Here is an 18,207-nt window from a genome sequence, read left to right on the forward strand (position 1 = left end):
CAACTTTCCTTGATGCGTATGCCCCCCCCAAAAAAAAGGGAAGAAAACTCTCGGGGGTAGACGCGATTGTATTCATCTCCCGCGGTGTTTGACTTAGGCATGGAATTTTCGAAAAACCTCTTTACCTTAAAAAGAATAAAGACAACTGTGGAACAAATACAACGATTAGCAATGTAAGAACCATTGCAATAAAGAATGGAACAATCGCTTTAGATAGTGCTTCAATCGATAATCCTGAAATACCAGAACCAACGAATAAATTAACTCCTAAAGGCGGTGTAATAAATCCAATTGCCAAGTTGAGTACCATAATAATACCAAAGTGAATTGGATCATAACCTAAATTTATCGCAATCGGTAGTAAAATCGGTGTCAAGATAATAATGGCTGCAATAGTATCCATAAAACAACCGACTATTAATAGGAGAAGCGTAATTAGTAAAATTAACACAATTGGATTTTCTGAAATAGCAAGCATTCCTTCGGCAACTTGGTTAGGAATTTGCTCAATCGTTAGTAATCGTCCGAAAGCTGTTGCCGTACCAACAATGATTAAGACAGTTGCTGTTGTTAATGCTGAGTCAATGATTACTTTTGGTAAATCTTTGATCTTAAGCTCTTTATATAAAAGCATACCTGCAACGAGTCCGTAGACGACAGCTATAACAGCTGCTTCTGTCGGAGTGAAAACCCCTCCATAAATTCCTCCTAAAATGATAACAGGGATTAGTAATGCCCATTTTGCTTCCCATACAGCCTTCGCAATAATCGAAAGTGACGTTTTCTGCCCTGAACCTGTATACCCTTTTTTTCGTGAATAGAAATACGTATAAATGATTAAGGCAACTCCCACTAAAACCCCAGGAATTATCCCAGCTATAAACATATCCCCAATTGAAACACTGCCTACTACTCCGTACATAACCATTGGAATACTCGGAGGAATAATAACCCCTAATGATCCAGCTGCTGCAACCACGGCTGTTGCAAAGCGCTTATCATAGCCTTCTCTAACCATAATAGGAATCATAATTCCACCAATCGCAGCAACAGTTGCTGGTCCTGAACCTGATATAGCAGCGAAAAACATACAAGTAATAATGGTTGCAATCGCAAATCCACCTGTTTTGTTTCCTACTAATGAGTTAGCGACTCGAAAAAGGCGATCTGAGATTCCCCCCTTTCCCATAATCTCACCCGCAAGGATAAAAAAAGGAACAGCCATTAATGGAAATGAATCTAGCGATGTCACCAATTCTTTAGATAAAAATTCTACCGGCAATGATCCCGAATACATGATGGTAATCAATGTTGCGATTCCTAATGAAATCCCAATTGGAACACTTAATAACAAAAGTATCGCAAATGCTCCAAATAATACTGCTGCAGTCATTAATTTCTCCCCCCTATTTATCCGTTTGGATTTCTTCTTTTATTTCTTCTTGAACTTTTTCTAGCTCCGTCTTCACTTCCGTATCACCATTACCCAAAAGAGCTTTAATATGTTTGAACAAATTTTGAATCAAACGTATTAACGTTAATCCCATCCCTACAGGTGCTGCCATGTACACCAAGCCCATTGGAATTTGATTAGCAGGAGACTTTTGACCAAATGCAAGTAACTGATTCGCAATACTATATCCGTAGTAGATAACAAAAATAGCAAATGCCATGAATAGTAAATTAGAAATAATATTAAAAACAATTCTCCCTTTATCTTTAAAAAGCAGAAGCATAATATCAACTTTAATATGTCTTTGTTTTTTCACTCCATAACTAATACCGATATACACTAACCAAATAAAACTATACCTAGCGAGCTCCTCTGACCAAGGAAGTGAATTTCCAACGACATATCTCATAATTACTTGCAAGAAGATAACACTCACCATTAAAACAGAGAATAAGACTAAAAAGACTTCCTCAATATGATCATCTAACCACTTTAGAGTTTTCATTTATTGTTACCTCTCTTTCTATTATCAAAAAGGAAAACAAAACTACATTCACTTGAGCAACTTGACCTACACTTTTGTTTTCCCTTTTTTAAAAAAGGAAAAGGCTCGAAAGGATTCAAGCCTTTTTCCAAGGGTTTTTAATTATTGTGCTGCCTCAATAGCGCTATACACTTCATCAACGATATCTTGTCCAATTCTTTCAGCATACTTATCAAGAACCGGCGTAACAAGTTCAACCATTTCGTCACGTGCTTCTGGAGTAATTTCAGTAAACGTCATACCTTCTTCTTGTAGGTCTGCAAGGTATTGTTCATTTGCTTCACGGTTCAGTTCACGTTGATAGTCTCCTGCTTCAAGAGCTGCTTCTTTAACAATTTCTTGTTGTTCTTCCGTTAGGCCATCAAAGAAAGATTTGCTCATCAAGAAAACAAACGGGCTGTAAATGTGATGTGTATTGGAAACATGGTCTTGTACTTCATGATACTTTTGTAAGTAAATCGTTGCATATGGATTTTCTTGTCCATCAACTGTTCCCTGCTGCATTGCAGCAAATAGCTCTGTAAATGCCATTGGTGTTGGATTTGCTCCAAGTGCTCGGAACGCTTCTAAATGCAAGTCATTTTCCATCGTGCGGATTTTTAACCCTTTAAAGTCTTCAGCTGTTGCCACTGGACGTACGCTGTTTGTTAAATCACGGAAGCCATTTTCCCAATATGCTAAACCAACTAAATTTTGATCAGGAAGCATGTCTAGGAACTTTTGTCCAATTTCACCATCTAATACAGTGTCAGCCACTTCCTCACTAGGGAACAAGAATGGAAAATCAAACACGCTGTATTCAGGAACAAAGTTAGCAATAGGAGCAGTAGAAGGAATCGTTACTTCTTGGGATCCTAATTGTAGTCCTTCCGTCATAGTACGGTCATCACCTAATTGTCCACTGTGATACGTTTGAACTTCAATAGCGCCATCTGTTCTTTCTTCAACAACTTCCTTGAATTTCAACAACCCTTTATATTGTGGATGCGCGTCATTTAACCCGATACCAGCACGTATTGTCTTTTGCTCACTCTGTTCTGTAGGTTCAGTACTATCATCTGTTGCCACACCGCCACCTCCACAAGCTGTTAACATAACTGCTAATGCAGGTACTAAAAATAATGATAATTTGTTTTTCTTCATTGTAAATCCCCCTAAATATGTTTTATATTTTTTCTTTAAAAGAATTAATTCTCTTAAAGATATTACAGAGGTTAGTAATTTTATTAATGCAAACTAAACTCGGTTGAAAGCGCCGTTATTAACGTCTAAAGAAAACGCTTACCATAATAGCCTAAAATAACACTTTACCATTTGGTATATAACAACTTATGCATCTAGTTTATTAGATCACTAGTTTTCGACCTTATGTATCCCCTTTCATTTCAAAATAAGAAATCTTATTTCGATTTCATTATAGAATAAAAAAATATTTTTTTCAATATTTTTTTACAAAATAAAATTCCTCCCTTCGTTTTCCTTCACAATCAGCCATTCTAATAGCTAAACTTTTAACATAAGTAACATATTATTCAGAATACTACGTTTTTTGTTCATATCGAGCTGAATTTCCTCATAAATAAAATATCCTTTAAGAAACATAATCAAAAACAGTCATTTTTGATTATATCCCTTCACGCTCACCACTACTTTTATGAGAGGAAATACTCATTATTTATCTCTTCTCAACAGCGTGTCCACCAAACTCATTTCGAAGTGCAGCGACAACTTTTCCGGTAAATGTATCATTTTCTAATGAACGATAGCGCATTAGTAAGGACATCGCGATCACCGGAGTCGCTGTTTGTAAATTTAATGCCTCCTCGACAGTCCACTTTCCTTCACCTGATGAATGCATAACGCCTTTGATTTCGTCTAACTTTGCATCCTTAGTAAAAGCATTCTCGGTTAATTCCATTAGCCATGAACGGATAACTGAACCATGATTCCAAACTTTTGCTACTTGCTCATAATCGTAATCAAACTCGCTCTTTTCTAATACTTCAAACCCTTCACCGATCGCAGCCATCATGCCATACTCAATACCATTATGAATCATTTTTAAGTAGTGGCCGCTTCCTGCTTTCCCTGCATAAAGATATCCATTTTCCACAGCTGTATCTCGAAAAATCGGTTCAACAACAGTCCAAGCATTTTCATCTCCTCCGACCATATAACATGCTCCAGTTCTTGCACCTTCCATACCTCCCGAAGTTCCTGCATCCATAAAGCTGACACCCACTTCTTTCAGTTGCTCGTAACGACGGATCGACTCTTTGTAATGGGAGTTTCCAGCTTCAATCACAATATCTCCTTCCGATAAAAACGGAGTGAGTTCGCTAATGACTAAATCTACAACATTATGAGGGACCATCACCCAGACGATTCTTGGTGTTTCTAGAGATTCAACAAGTTCCTTATAACCGTCTGTCTTCTGCGCACCATATTGAGCGATTTCGACCACAGCACCTGCATTCACGTCAAATGCCACTACTTCATGTTTATGATCAATTAGGTTTTGCCCAATGTTCATACCCATTTTCCCTAAGCCAATTAGACCGATTTTCATAATAAAAAGCCTCCAATATATTTTTTTTATAACAGATTTAAGCTTTTACACTATTGATATAGCTAAGTGAACGCTTCCAATATACTTAGCCACGATACAGACGATCTTCCAAGCGAATCGTTCTGAAACAAAGAACTTTTTCATGTCCAATAAAAAAGAAAAAAATTTTCTTTCATTTTTGATTATATGATAAAAATTATCTTTTTCAAGCTTTTTTATGAAAAAATATTTTTTTATTTGTACTTTTCGTTTATGCTTAGAATGTATGACATCACCAAATGAAGGGAGTAGTACTATGCCATTTACTGAGTCTCATCCTACAATTACGAGAATTTCTTCTTCCTACTCTTCATTTAGTAGCAAAGAACAAATGATTGCTGACTATATATTAGAAAATCCAAAGAAAATCATTCACTCCACCATAAGTCAAATTGCCGAAGATTTAGGTATTGCTGAAGCGACTGTGTTTCGTTTTTGCAAGAGGATTGGTTATAAAGGATATCAAGCGATGAAAATTGCATTAGCTTCTGAAATTGTTACACCTATTGAGGATATCCATGAAACGATTAGTGAAGATGATGATGAAAGTACAGTGGCCGAAAAAATATTCAAATCAAATATTAGAACTCTAGAAGAAACGAAGCAAATCATTGATCAAAACTCTTTCAAAAAAGCAGTAGATGCATTTTTATCTGCCGGTAAGATAGAATTTTACGGATCTGGTGGTTCTGGAATTATAGCAAACGATGCTCAACACAAATTTCTGCGTATCGGTATTAAGACATTTTTTTATAGTGATACACACTTACAAATAATGTCGGCGTCTCAACTAACTTCAAATGATTTAGTCGTCTTAATTTCGCACTCAGGCGCATCCAAAGACATTCTAGAAGTGGCAGAGGTCGCCAAAAAGGCTGGAGCAACAACGATTGGCATTACAAACTTAGCAAAATCTCCTCTAAGTCAAACAGTTGACATTGCTTTGTATACTGTTTCGGCTGAAACAGAATTTCGCTCAGAAGCACTTGCCTCTCGGATAGCTCAATTAAGCATTGTTGATGCTTTATTTGTTAACGTTAGTATGCAACGTCAAGAAAGTGTGAAAAATTCACTTCAAAAAATGAGAAACGCCATTTCAATTAAGCGAGTTTAATGAACTGTTTTGAAAGGATTGTTTAAAATGACTGCAAAAAATTATGTTTTAGGTTTAGATATTGGAACCACTAGTGCTAAAGCTGTTTTATTTCAAAAAAATGGTTTAGTTATAGCAGAAAATGAAAACGCATACCCTGTGTACCATCCTAATCCTTCTTGGGTTGAACAAGATCCATATGAAATCGAACAAGCTGCCATAGCTGCTATTTCTGACGCTGTTCAAAAAAGTGGAATTGATAAAAATGAAATCCTTTGCGTCGGTATATCCAGTGCTATGCATTCATTAATTTGCATGAATCACGAACATGAACCTATCTCCCCTTCTATCACATGGGCAGACGGTAGAAGTGTCGAACAAGCTGCCCGAGTTAAGGAAACAGTCGGTGAAAGTCTTTATTTAAAAACTGGAACACCCATTCACCCGATGTCTCCATTATGTAAGTTAATCTGGATGAAAGAAACAAATTATTCCGCTTATCACCAATCAGCCAAGTTTATATCAATTAAAGAATTTTTAATTCAAAGATGGTTTCATAAATACATGGTTGACTATGCAGTTGCCTCAGCCAGCGGTTTATTTAATATTCATACGTTTGAATGGGAAGAAGAAGCTCTTTCTGCTGCTGGTATTACGAGAGATCAGCTCTCAGAACCAGTCCCTTCAACTACCATTTGCCAAGGACTTACTAGTGAGTTAGCGAATCAATTTCATCTGCCCCACGATATTCCGTTTGTAATAGGATCTAGTGATGGTCCACTTGCAAATTTAGGAATTGGCGCGATCGATCCTGGAGATGTTGCCATCACGATTGGGACAAGTGGAGCAATTAGACAAATGGCCTCAAAACCTCAAACCGATGAATTGCAAGAGATCTTTTGTTATGGCGTGACGAAAGATTTATGGATTATGGGTGGCCCGACAAATAACGGAGGAATTGTATTTCAGTGGCTAAAAGACGTACTTGGTGAAACGGAAGTACAAAGAGCACTTGAAACAAATAACAGTGCGTACGATTTACTCACCAATCTTGCTAAAAGTGTAAAACCGGGAGCAGATGGACTCTTATTCCTTCCTTTTCTAAATGGTGAAAGAGCACCTTATTGGGATGCAAATGCTCGTGGAAGCTTTATCGGTTTAACCCTTGCTCATAAGAAGCAGCATATGATTCGAGCAGGATTAGAAGGAGTTATATTTAGTTTATACAGTATCGGTGAAACACTTGAACGTTTAGCAGGACTGCCAGCTACTATTTTTGCAAGCGGTGGGTTTGCTCGCTCCCCTTTATGGTTGCAAATCTTATCAGATATATTTGGACAAGAAGTACGAGTACCTGCTAGTCATCAAAGTTCAGCATGGGGAGCAGCTTGGTTTGGGATGTATGCACTTGGTGAGGTTCCATCCTTATCAGCTATTAAAGAGTCCATTCCGATGAATAACACATATATTCCAAATAACACCAATCATATGAATTATCAGGAGTTATATCAAACATACCGAGAACTTTATTTTGCCCTTAAACCTCATTTTAAAGCTCTCGCTGCCATTCAAAGGAATGAACAAAAGTAAAAAGCTTTCATAGATGACTCTTCTCCTTTCATACTAGAGGCCTGAGTCATCTTTTTTATGTACTAGCTGGTAACATGATTTGCACGGTTGCCCCTTTCCCTTCTTCACTTTCAATATGTATTTTCCCACCGTGCTCTTCAATAATCGTAGAACTAATCATAAGTCCTAAACCTGTTCCATTCTCCTTAGTTGAGAAAAATTGCTTACCTAGTTTCAGGAGCTTCTCTTTTGGGATTCCTTCACCCTGATCAATTATATTTATGACGACAAAACCATTATTCATGACTACGTTAACACTAATCGTACCTTCTTGTTTCATTGCTTCAATTGCATTTTTAATAATATTTATAAAGACTTGTTTTAATTTATTTTCATCGCAGCTAACACTGGTTTGACTAAGATCAGAAGGAATAGTGAGATTGATTTCAATGTTATACAAAATCGCCTGTGTTCTTGTTAACGTTACTACGGTTTCAAGGATATTGGATATAGACTGGTTATGTATCTTCAATTCTTTTGGCTTACCTAGTATCAGTAATTCGCTAACGATCATATTAATTCGGTCAATTTCTGAAAGCATGATCTTCGTATAGGCAGATGAGTTTGAGTTTGAACTCTCAATCAACTGCAAAAATCCTTTTAAACTTGTAATTGGATTACGAATCTCGTGAGCAATCCCCGCTGCTAATTCACCTAATACAGACAATTGTCCATAATGTTGTAGCTTTTCTTGATCCTCTTTTTGATCCATGCATTTTGTTAACACCATCAAACAGTTTGTTTCACCTTTCCCATAAAGAGGTTGAGCCTCTACTTTTACATCGATTGTATTTCCCTTTAAACTCGTTAACCGACCATACCAGCTTCTTTGTTTGTTGGTTATTGTTTCCGCTTCATCATCCATATCAGTTACCGCACAAAAAAAATCCGAAATAGCCCTACCTTGTATCTCTTGTTTACTATTTGCTTCTAACATATGCATTACTTCTCGATTACAATATGTTATTGAATTACTACATAGAAATGCAACCGGTACAGGCAACACCTCAACAATCTCGTTATCTTCTCTTTCTACATGAAACCTTTTTCGCCAGGAGCTATTAAATATTACAAAACAAACAACCAGTAAACTACAAACTACCATCCCTTGTATAAGTAAGTTTTCAATAACATTAATGAATAATATTAATACTGAACTTACAACGATACTAACAAGTACATATCCTAAATTGCGCTTCATAATTATTTCTCCTCCTCCATTTAAAACAAAAAAAGACCTAACTCCCGAAAAATCAAGAAGTTAGGCCATGTGTGACTTTTCATTCCCCACATTTACCTAAAAATTTATTGTAAGATAAACACCATAAGTGACTTATCTTCTTTCAGATCCCAGTCAATAAAAATGTCTTTTACTTTCCGAGAGAGAATATCATCAAATTTACCAAATCGGTGAAAATACTCTTTCTCTAACTCATCTTTTGTTATGATAAGTTCTTTTTCGAAGCCTTTTTTAACCAATGCCTTTTCAATCGGGATTAATAGTCCATCTCTTTTTACAATCATAACTTTTTCTGAAAGAATGATTGTTACAATCTCATCAGGAACTTTTTGAACGAGCTCACTTATTCGAGCAATTTCCGCTTCAAATTCAGGAATAAATGCTGATTGTGCAACAGGTAACGTATGATGGCACTCTTCGGATAATATAAGAATAATAGCACCAGTGTTATTAGGGAAATTCCAGTCGTGATAAAATTCTGTCACTTCCACATCGAATGATACTTGCACAACACCCTTAAGCTCCTCTAACACATTCGCAATGATTAATGTCCTTGCGTTATCAACATCTTGGTACTTTCCCTGTAATAGTAATACTTCTTCCATAGGTGACACAAAACCACGTATATGTAACAGTAGAAAATTTTTAGAAAGAGTAGCCAAACAAGCTTCAGGTCCCCGGCCAAATTTCTTCCTTAACAGTTTACTTGTATAACTACTAATATGCTTTAATTTTTCTTGAAAATCTGTCATAACAACCCTCTTTTCAAAGGAAACAAAATCAATACCGGCATTGCTTCCTTACTTTTATGAGTATATTATGAACCTAAAGAATTACTTTTAATCTTTTCATTAGTATAGTACTTTTATCTGATTATTTCTAATAAAAAGTCTCTTCCACATTCAAATAATTTGCAATCTATGTTGTTATTGCAATACATTTTCTTTTTTCTCCATTAGAATCCTTCTTTAGTAAGATATTCTTATTGAAAGGGTAAAGATAAAAAGACCAAAACAGGAGATGAAGACGTCAATACCTGTTTTGGCTCATTTTAAACTAATTACCTAAAGTCTAATATGTAACTTTTACAACAAGTTACAAAAAAATTCCTCGGCTAAATTTTATTTCAAATATATAATAATGTAATATTTATCTTCGACATAATTCCATGGCATAAAAAGGTATTGAATCGGACAATTAAAAGTAGATTCTAATTCCTTGATAAATTGATTGTATTTTTTCCGAATTTCTTGAGACTTCTCAACTAGAAGATTTTCATAACCATTTTTATACAATAAGCGCTCTTTTTCCGTTAATACATCTACACATTCAACTATACAAATAGTAGGATTAACTATCATAACATTTACAAAATTTGGTCTATTATGTACTTTGCTACTAACCTTTTTCACTTGGTCACGTAAAGCTGCCTTAAACACATTTCCCTCATTTTCTTCATCCAATCGCAAACCCGTTCCAGCAACAAATATGAGTAATCCATGATTACCTTCATAATCCCAATCATGATAAAATGAGCCCACCTCTAAATCAGACAACATCGATATGTCGGATTTCGTCTCTTCAAAGAAGGCTTCAAGTAGTGTCGCCCGAAAGTTCAGTGCTAAGCCCAATTCATTACGATTTACTAACACTTCTTCAGCAGGTGTGATAAAATGTTGAACCTTGGCAATAACGAGGTTGTTTTTTCTCGCAATCGTGCACGATTCTGGACCTTTCCCAAACATCTTTTTCATCACCTTACATATGTAACTACTTAAATACATTAAATCTTGTTGTTTACTACCTTTTTTAATCATTTATTCCAATTCCTCCTCCTTACAAAAAACCGAACACAAAAAATGACCTAACTTCACAAATGTGAGAAGTTAGGTCATGAATAAGACTTCTATACTATGTATATATTCTTTCATTTACCATCTAGATAATATTTGATTGTAATAAACGTAATATAAAAAGGTGATTAGTGACAGCTAGACAATAATCAACTTAATAATACCATACTCTTCATTATTATTCAAACTATACTTATTTATGATTTTATTTTGTAGTACGTTAATCCAAGAGCAAACGCCAATACGGTCCCCTTTACGATATCCATAGCATAATACGGCACCGACATCATAACTAAACCATTTGATAGAATACCAATTAACACCGCTCCAAAAAATGTCCCAAGTGCATTTGGTTTTCCCGCACCTAATACTGCAAAGCCAATAAAGGTAGCCGCAACAGCATCCATTAAATAAGGTGTTCCCGCTCCAATTTCGGCTGTCATCACTCGAGATGCAAGTACAATGCCTCCTATAGCAGCAAACAACGCAGATAACAAATAAGCAATCATTTTATATTTATTAACCGGTATCCCTGAAAGTCTTGCTGCTTCTTGATTTCCACCAATCACATACATATAGCGACCATGCTTTGTAAATTCTAAAAAGATATGAACAGTAATCACGACAATAATCATAATAACAATAATCCATGGCACTTGTCCTATTTTCGAAAACGCAGGACTTATTTGACCAGTGGAAAACGTCCCATCAGGCATGACCATATTTTGTGACACAGTTGCGCCTCTCGTATAGGTCAAGGCGATCCCTTGCACGATAAACATAGTTGCTAAAGTAAGAAGCATATCTGGTATTTTCACTTTTACAATCATGAACGCATTAAATGCACCTACTATCAGTGCAGCAGCAATCGCTGAAAAAATAGCAATCGTTGTATTTTCTGAAAACCAAACAAACATAGAAATAACGATTGCATTTGATAATGAAGCTACTGAACCCACGGATAGATCGAATCCATTAACAGATAACGAAATCGTGATCCCAATGGCTATGATCGTGACAATTGAAATAGAGCGTAAAATATTGATAATATTATTACTTTGTATGAAAGTTGGGTTTGATATAGCAAATACAATGATTAGAATAACAATAGTTAAAAGCGTTCCGTATTTATAGAGGAAATTAAACAGGTCAAAGTTTTTTTTCTGTTTATCGATTGTTGTACTTAATGCCATTGTCTACTTACCTCCTGTCGAATAGTTCAATAATTCTTCTTCCGTTGTATCCTTGGTTTCAAGCTCCTTAACAACTTGTCCATCGTATAAAACATAAACACGATTTGTAATTCCCTTCACCTCTGCAAGCTCAGCCGAAGCGTAGATAATTGCTTTTTTTCGCTTCGCCAATTCCACAATTAGATCAAAAATATCTTTCTTTGCTCCAACATCTACACCTTTTGTCGGTTCATCAAATAGATAAACGTCAGCATCGGCAATCAACCATTTCCCAATAGCAATTTTTTGTTGATTACCACCAGAAAGGTTTTGAACTTTCGCTTCTTCAGTTGGCGTTTTAATTCCGAGACGACTAATTATTTCTAGAGATTGTTTCTTCTCAGCTTTTGTGTCTAAAAAACCAAATAACTTCGTGATTTTTTTTATGCTTGCTGCTGTAAGATTTGTTGCTACAGATTCTTCAACCAATATCCCTTCTTTTCTACGTTCCTCTGGTACTAGTGCTATTCCTTTTTTAACAGCAGCGTATGGGCTTTTTAGCTTTACTACCTCTCCTCGAATTTCAATTTCACCAGAAGTAATCTTTGAATAACCAAAAATCGCTTTACACAATTCGGTTTTCCCTGCCCCGACTAGCCCAGCCACGCCCACGATCTCTCCTTCATTTACGTGCATATTCAATTGGTGAATAACACCTGTATCAGAAAGTCCTTTTACATTCAGGACTGTATTTCCAATTTCAACATTGTAGTCTGGAAACTGCTCTTCAAGCTTTTCGCCTAGCATATGCTCAACTACACTACTTTGATTCATCATAGACGTTTTCTCTCTTGTGACAAATTGACCATTTCGCATAATCGTTAGTTCATCACATATTTCAAAAATTTCTGGCAACCTGTGTGAAATAAAAATAACACCGACATTTTTAGCTTTTAAGTCGCGAACAATTCGAAATAATTCACTTGTCTCTGTATGACTTAAAGGAGCTGTTGGTTCATCTAATATAAGAAACTTACATTGAGTTGAAATCGCCCTAGCAATTAAAACCATTTGTTTTTCTGCAAGAGTCAACTCACTAACTAGTTTTTTTGTCGATACGTTAATATTTATACTTTTTAATATATTTGTTGCTTTTCTATGAAGTTCGTTCCAATGAATAATTTGTCTTCTTCCCATATTATTTACTGTTTCATTTAACATGATGTTTTCAGCAACCGATAAATAAGGAATAAGCACAGTATCTACTTCTTGATAAACAATTTGAATCCCATGGTCTTGCGCATCCTTTGGCGTCCGAATATGTATCCTTTTCTCATCTATTAAAATATCTCCTGTATAGTGACTGTATGCTCCAGATAACACTTTCATAAGCGTTGATTTCCCTGCCCCATTTGCTCCTAAAAGGGCATGAGCCATACCGGTTTCAGCAAAGAAATCAACTTTATTTAAAGCTTTTACACCTGGAAATGAAATCGAGATATTTTTCATTTCTAATAAAGCCATGATCATGCCTCCCTCCCAACTTAATCTCTTATACCCTACCAGTAAACAAGTTCATATTAACCAAGTAAAAAGGACAACTCTTATTTAATGAGACTGTCTTTATCTTTCTTGTAGACAGAATCAGAGTAAATAAGAGCCATCCTATGGGCAATGATTATCATTCTTTTCAATCTACTAATAACTATTTTGTATAATGCTCCTTCAATGTCTGCATCCAATCTTCTTCGAACGCATCAGTTTCTCCCCAACCTTCAACTGTATTAGCAAGGTTGACCATATTTATTGCCTCACCTGCTTCTAGTAATTGATCTTGTGAAATCAGAGATGCCTCTAGGTCATAAGTTTGTGGTGTTTCTTCTCCAGCTAATTTCTTTGCAACGAGTCTCATGTTAACAGCACCAATCAATTTCGGATCAACGGCAGCCGTATATTTCCATGGATTCCCATCCTCCTGAATTTCTTGTAAGTCTGCATTTGAAACATCAATACCGTAAATTTTGATTTCATCTCTTCCTGCTTCCTTAATAGCTCGAGTTGCACCAATTGCAAAAGCATCCCACGTTGCAAAGATGGCATCGATTTCACCTTTAGGATGTTTGGTTAGCATTGCTGCTACAGCATTTTGGGTTTGAACAGATGTATCAGGGGCCGCTACTCCAAACCTACCAATTTCTTGAATACCGGGGTATTGTTCAAGAACATCTTGATACACATTATTACGTCTTACCATTGGAGGAAACCCATCTACCCAAAGATAAATAATATTCGCTTCTCCATTTTGGTCTTTAACTAATTGATCCAATGCCAATGTTGCAAGCGCCTCATCATCCTGTGAAGTAAGGGTTACACCTTCGATTTCAGTTAAATCATCAATCGAGTCAAATGTAACAACACTCTTTCCCTCATCCGTTAACTGTTTAACACTCTCAACAGTAGCAGCATCATCACCATGTGAAATAATAAATCCGTCATAATTCTCTGCTAATGCTTGTGCAATCGCGTCATGAAATCTAGCAGAATCCCCATTAGCAGTTATGACATCAACTGTAAATCCTAAACTCTCTCCTTCTTCTTTAGCCCCTGCCAAAAACTGTGCCGTATGGTCGTCACCACCGATTTTACGAATAACTTTAATTTTTGTTTCTTCTCCATTCGCAAACCTTTCAGGTACATTTTCAAACGATATATTCTCATCTGTAGAAACTTGTTCAGTAGAACTTTCCGCTCCACAACCAGTTAATAAAACGGCAGCAATAGCTGGTATTAGTGCTCTTTTTAAGAATCCTTTTTTCATCTCTCCATCTCTCCCCTTTTTGAACTACATCTTATCTCTTTTTGATAGTTTAATAACATACCGGACCAACTATCCCACAAAAAACCTCTCTATTGGATAGAGAGGTTAGTTATATGTATATACTTTTCCTCCCTTATCTTTCAAAACAAAATTATTTTGCAGGATTTAGCACCAATTCTTAATTAGAACGGTTGCTGGGCGTCATCGGGCCAGTCCCTCTGCCACTCTTGATAAGAGCTATATTATTAAATTATCAATTAAATCAATATACTCACTTTAATCCTTTAGTAGTATAATGTCAACAATAGAACTGGACTTTTATAAATAAACCAATTGGGATACTTGGATATAACAAATCTCTTACTTAACAACCATTCCTTTATTTCTCTACCCCTTTTGCCAAAATAGAAATTCAAAGAAGAATATTCATTTACCTCAAATTCCCTATTGCACAACAGAGTTTAAAAGAGGTTCAAACCCATCAATTCTACACTCTACAACATCGCCTTGGCGAATAACGGTTGCTCCTGGTGTTCCCGTCATAATAATATCCCCTGGTAACAGAGTCGTCACTTGCGATAGAAATGAAACAATATAGGCAGGATTATAAATCATGTTCTCTACTTTATTTTCATGTTGTATTTCTCCGTTTAGTACTGTTGCCACCTGTAAGGCTGGCACGTTTGAAACTTCATCCTTCGTTACTATGACTGGACCAAAACTAAAGAATGTATCAAAGCTTTTGGCCCTTTGCATAAACCGTGGATTTTCAGCATGAATATCCGCAGCCGTCGTATCTAATGCCGTTGTATATCCAGCAATCATATATAAAGCCTCTTCTTCAGGAATATTTTTGCACTTCTTCCCAATAACAATAGCCAATTCTGCCTCTGCTGTCGTTTTCTTTGATTGTGAAGGGATCTCAATCGTATCACCCGCGCCAATTATACTCGTGTCAGGTTTCATAAAAAAGACAGGATCACCACCTGCCGCACCACCTAATTCAGATCTCATCTTGACATAGTTCATTCCGATTCCCCAGATCTTGCGCGGATTTCGGTATATCGGGGCATAGGTAACATCATCGAATGCGAAAGCTGGTAGTTCCTTAACTCTTTCTTTCCCTCTACCTTTATACCATTCTTGCATATCTTCAAGCTGTCCTGATTCTATTAATCCAAAAACAGACTGAGACCAATTTCTCTGTTCAACCTCATTGATAGTCTTAATTAGAACGATTCCGTTATCATGCACCAGTCCAGCTACTTCTTTTCCACCTATTTTTACTGTCGCAAGCTTCATCGATATCACCTTAGTTTCAATTATTTAGTTGAAATTGTTCTATATTTTCATTTATCCATTGAAGTAGCCGGACATCCTGATTCGGTCCTGCTATGAAAGAAAGAGCAATCGGCAGTCCATCCTGCCCGGTAAGTGGAACTGTTACTTGCGGCAACCCTGCCAGCCCCGCAATACAAGACAATTGCATCGTTTGTGATCTACGCTTCTCAATCTCTTCTCCTGACAAATTACGAAGCGGAGCTTTTCCAGGTGTCGTCGGAATGATTAATAATCCACCTTCTCCTATCATCTCGATCATTCTTGTCCGAATATCTTTTCTAAGGATTTGCTCACTTGGACTCTCTTCTGCCTTTAACGTACTGGCCCATTCAAATCTAGCAGCAATCTCTGGCCCAAAGCTTGGATTCACTTTAGAGATCCAATCACCATGTGTCTTCCAAATTTCAATTCCTTGCAACGTTCTAAAACAATTCGCCCATCTTTGCAGTCCCTCTTGTGCAATAGTCACCCATTTCGATTTGGATGATTGCTCTAATGGCTTAACAACCAAAGAAAGAACTTCCTTGCTTTCCTCATCAGCCAATTCCCAACCTTCTTTTCCGAATAGAAAGTTTGTAAAAGGTTTTTCCTCTAAAGAAAGAGAAGTTTCCCCAATTAATGCATTCCCGGCTTCTAACAATAATTTTGCATTCCTTGTCATCCACCCGACTGTGTCAAAGCTTTCAGCAAGGGGAATGACTCCTTCAATCGGCACAAGGCCATGCGTAGGCCGAAATCCATAAAGTCCGCAGTAAGCTGATGGAATTCGCACTGAACCGCCCGTATCGGTACCTAATGCTAAATCGACTAGCTCTGCTGAAACACTAACAGCAGATCCACTTGATGAACCGCCTGGAATATGGGCAGGTGCTGTTGGATTAAGCGGTGTTCCATAATGAAAATTCTCACCATTTAAACTGTACATCAATTCATCCGTAATCGTTGTCCCTTGTAAGGTGGCTCCTGCTTGCAACAAGCGTTCTATTGCAAGCGCATTTTCTTTTGCTGGTTTATGCGTCCGTAGCCAATCTGGATTTCCAGCACTTGATGTAACTCCTTTAATATGAAATACGTCTTTCACTGCAAATGTAAGTCCTGAGAGGTCTCCTGATTTCAATGGTTCTACAATGATATCTTCATCTACAAACGCATTATAGTTATCTTTCACTTGAGTACCTCCCTTGGATTAAACACTCTCGATTCGTTCTTTTTTTTGATAAACGTCTAACGCTGCTTGAACGCCATCCCCAACATTTATTTTTGCTTTATGTCGTAGTAATACTGCTTCTAGTGATGCTAGTGTTAAGAGAACATTGCGTTGCTGACAACTATATCCCATCGTTCCTATTCTCCAAATCTTCCCATGCAGAGGTCCGAAAGAGCTCGCTATTTCAATTCCAAACTCCTCTAGAAGCATTGATCTCACCGAATCGCCATTTACTCCATCAGGGATATTCACACACGTAACCGTTGGCAGTTTATAACCATTATCCCCAAATAATGTAAGGCCCATAGCCTCAACACCGGCTACTAGCGCACGTTCATTTAAACGATGACGTTCAAAGCGATTTTCTAACCCTTCTTCTAGTATCAGACGCAAGCCTTCGTACAAACCATAAAGCATCGTTGTTGCTTCTGTATGGTGATTCAACCTTGCTGGGCTCCAGTAATCTTGTAATTGACTTAAATCTAAATAATTGCTGCGGATTTTCCTTGTGTTTGAAGCAAGCTGATCTTGAGAAACCAGACCCTTTTCAATTGATTTTCTCTCTAATAAAATATTCTCAATGCGTTCATTATACGTCAATGGTGCCATTCCAGCCGGTATTGATAAACATTTTTGCGTTCCCGTAATAAGACCATCTATGTTCCATTCATCTGTTAACACATTAGTTCCTGCGACGGTCGCTACCGCATCTACAATTAGTAGGATGTCTTGTTCCCTACAAGCACGCCCAATCTCTTCTAATGGCTGCATTCTCCCAGTTGACGTATCACCATGAACCATCGCAACAACTTTAGGTCGAATGGTTTTCATTTCGTCAATTACATTCTTAGGATCAAAGACACTTCCCCACTCGCAATGCATCAAATGGACTTTAGCACCACAGCGTTCTGCAATCTCTGTCAGCAATCCTCCAAAGCGTCCAAATGAAGGAATCAATACGGTATCTCCTTCTTCAATTACACTGCACAACATGGCTTCAATCCCTGCTCTTGATGTTCCATCTACCGGAAACGCCCAATGATTGTCCGTTTGCAAAACCTTCCGTAATTGATTCATTGTTTCGTTCATCAATGACGTAAAAGTTGGGTCAAATTGACCTAAAATTGATGAAGACATTGCTTGCAAAACTCTAGGATCGACCTCTACAGGTCCTGGTGTCATAATTGTTCTTGCTGGAACATGTAATCTATTTGTTGGTTGCATAATTTCTACCCTCCCATTATTCAAA

General features: G+C 37.0%; 15 protein-coding genes and 1 riboswitch. Of the genes, 2 read left to right on the forward strand and 13 right to left on the reverse strand.

The features are described 5' to 3' along the window. Positions 1-121: 121 nt before the first annotated feature. The 4 genes from SAZ04_RS04445 to gnd form a co-directional block, all read right to left on the reverse strand. Positions 122-1,393, reverse strand: coding sequence for a TRAP transporter large permease (locus tag SAZ04_RS04445; protein ID WP_332691668.1), 1,272 nt, complete (start codon positions 1,391-1,393; stop codon positions 122-124). Positions 1,394-1,406: 13 nt separating this feature from the next. Beyond that, positions 1,407-1,958, reverse strand: coding sequence for a TRAP transporter small permease (locus tag SAZ04_RS04450; RefSeq protein WP_332691671.1), 552 nt, complete (start codon positions 1,956-1,958; stop codon positions 1,407-1,409). Positions 1,959-2,099: 141 nt separating this feature from the next. After that, on the reverse strand, positions 2,100-3,140 hold the full coding sequence (locus SAZ04_RS04455; RefSeq protein ID WP_332691674.1) for a TRAP transporter substrate-binding protein: 1,041 nt from the start codon (positions 3,138-3,140) through the stop codon (positions 2,100-2,102). Positions 3,141-3,672: 532 nt separating this feature from the next. Further along, positions 3,673-4,566, reverse strand: coding sequence for a phosphogluconate dehydrogenase (NAD(+)-dependent, decarboxylating) (gene gnd, locus SAZ04_RS04460; protein WP_332691677.1), 894 nt, complete (start codon positions 4,564-4,566; stop codon positions 3,673-3,675). 295 nt (positions 4,567-4,861) lie between these two features. Between gnd and SAZ04_RS04465 the strand changes: the two genes are divergently transcribed. Both SAZ04_RS04465 and SAZ04_RS04470 read left to right on the forward strand, forming a co-directional pair. After that, positions 4,862-5,719, forward strand: coding sequence for a MurR/RpiR family transcriptional regulator (locus SAZ04_RS04465; RefSeq protein ID WP_332691680.1), 858 nt, complete (start codon positions 4,862-4,864; stop codon positions 5,717-5,719). A 27-nt stretch (positions 5,720-5,746) separates the two neighbouring features. Then, positions 5,747-7,288: a gluconokinase gene (locus SAZ04_RS04470; RefSeq protein ID WP_332691683.1), complete on the forward strand. Its 1,542-nt coding sequence runs from the start codon at positions 5,747-5,749 to the stop codon at positions 7,286-7,288. Positions 7,289-7,343: 55 nt separating this feature from the next. Here the strand turns inward: SAZ04_RS04470 and SAZ04_RS04475 are convergent, their stop codons facing one another. The 9 genes from SAZ04_RS04475 to SAZ04_RS04515 all read right to left on the reverse strand — a co-directional run bounded on the left by SAZ04_RS04475 (position 7,344) and on the right by SAZ04_RS04515 (position 18,182). Continuing rightward, positions 7,344-8,528 (reverse strand): ATP-binding protein, encoded by a 1,185-nt coding sequence (locus SAZ04_RS04475; RefSeq protein WP_332691685.1) that lies wholly within the window; start codon positions 8,526-8,528, stop codon positions 7,344-7,346. A gap of 104 nt (positions 8,529-8,632) precedes the next feature. Continuing rightward, a complete protein-coding gene (locus SAZ04_RS04480; RefSeq protein ID WP_332691687.1) occupies positions 8,633-9,319 on the reverse strand; it encodes a Na-translocating system protein MpsC family protein in 687 nt (228 codons plus the stop codon). Between the two features lie 369 nt (positions 9,320-9,688). Then, positions 9,689-10,384: a Na-translocating system protein MpsC family protein gene (locus tag SAZ04_RS04485; RefSeq protein WP_332691690.1), complete on the reverse strand. Its 696-nt coding sequence runs from the start codon at positions 10,382-10,384 to the stop codon at positions 9,689-9,691. A 233-nt stretch (positions 10,385-10,617) separates the two neighbouring features. After that, positions 10,618-11,613 (reverse strand): ABC transporter permease, encoded by a 996-nt coding sequence (locus tag SAZ04_RS04490; RefSeq protein WP_332691693.1) that lies wholly within the window; start codon positions 11,611-11,613, stop codon positions 10,618-10,620. A 3-nt stretch (positions 11,614-11,616) separates the two neighbouring features. After that, positions 11,617-13,122, reverse strand: coding sequence for a sugar ABC transporter ATP-binding protein (locus SAZ04_RS04495; RefSeq protein WP_332691696.1), 1,506 nt, complete (start codon positions 13,120-13,122; stop codon positions 11,617-11,619). Positions 13,123-13,297: 175 nt separating this feature from the next. Then, positions 13,298-14,410 carry a sugar ABC transporter substrate-binding protein gene (locus tag SAZ04_RS04500; RefSeq protein ID WP_332691699.1) on the reverse strand — a complete coding sequence of 371 codons (1,113 nt, stop codon included), beginning with the start codon at positions 14,408-14,410 and terminating at the stop codon, positions 13,298-13,300. A 130-nt stretch (positions 14,411-14,540) separates the two neighbouring features. Continuing rightward, positions 14,541-14,647, reverse strand: a riboswitch (SAM riboswitch). Positions 14,648-14,854: 207 nt separating this feature from the next. Continuing rightward, on the reverse strand, positions 14,855-15,712 hold the full coding sequence (locus SAZ04_RS04505; protein WP_332691702.1) for a fumarylacetoacetate hydrolase family protein: 858 nt from the start codon (positions 15,710-15,712) through the stop codon (positions 14,855-14,857). A gap of 16 nt (positions 15,713-15,728) precedes the next feature. Continuing rightward, positions 15,729-16,919: an amidase gene (locus SAZ04_RS04510; protein WP_332691705.1), complete on the reverse strand. Its 1,191-nt coding sequence runs from the start codon at positions 16,917-16,919 to the stop codon at positions 15,729-15,731. Between the two features lie 18 nt (positions 16,920-16,937). Then, positions 16,938-18,182, reverse strand: coding sequence for a pyridoxal-phosphate-dependent aminotransferase family protein (locus SAZ04_RS04515; protein ID WP_332691708.1), 1,245 nt, complete (start codon positions 18,180-18,182; stop codon positions 16,938-16,940). Between the last annotated feature and the right edge of the window lie 25 nt (positions 18,183-18,207).

The organism is Halalkalibacter lacteus (assembly GCF_036663595.1).
GTDB classification, from domain to species: Bacteria; Bacillota; Bacilli; order Bacillales; family Bacillaceae_D; genus Halalkalibacter; species Halalkalibacter lacteus.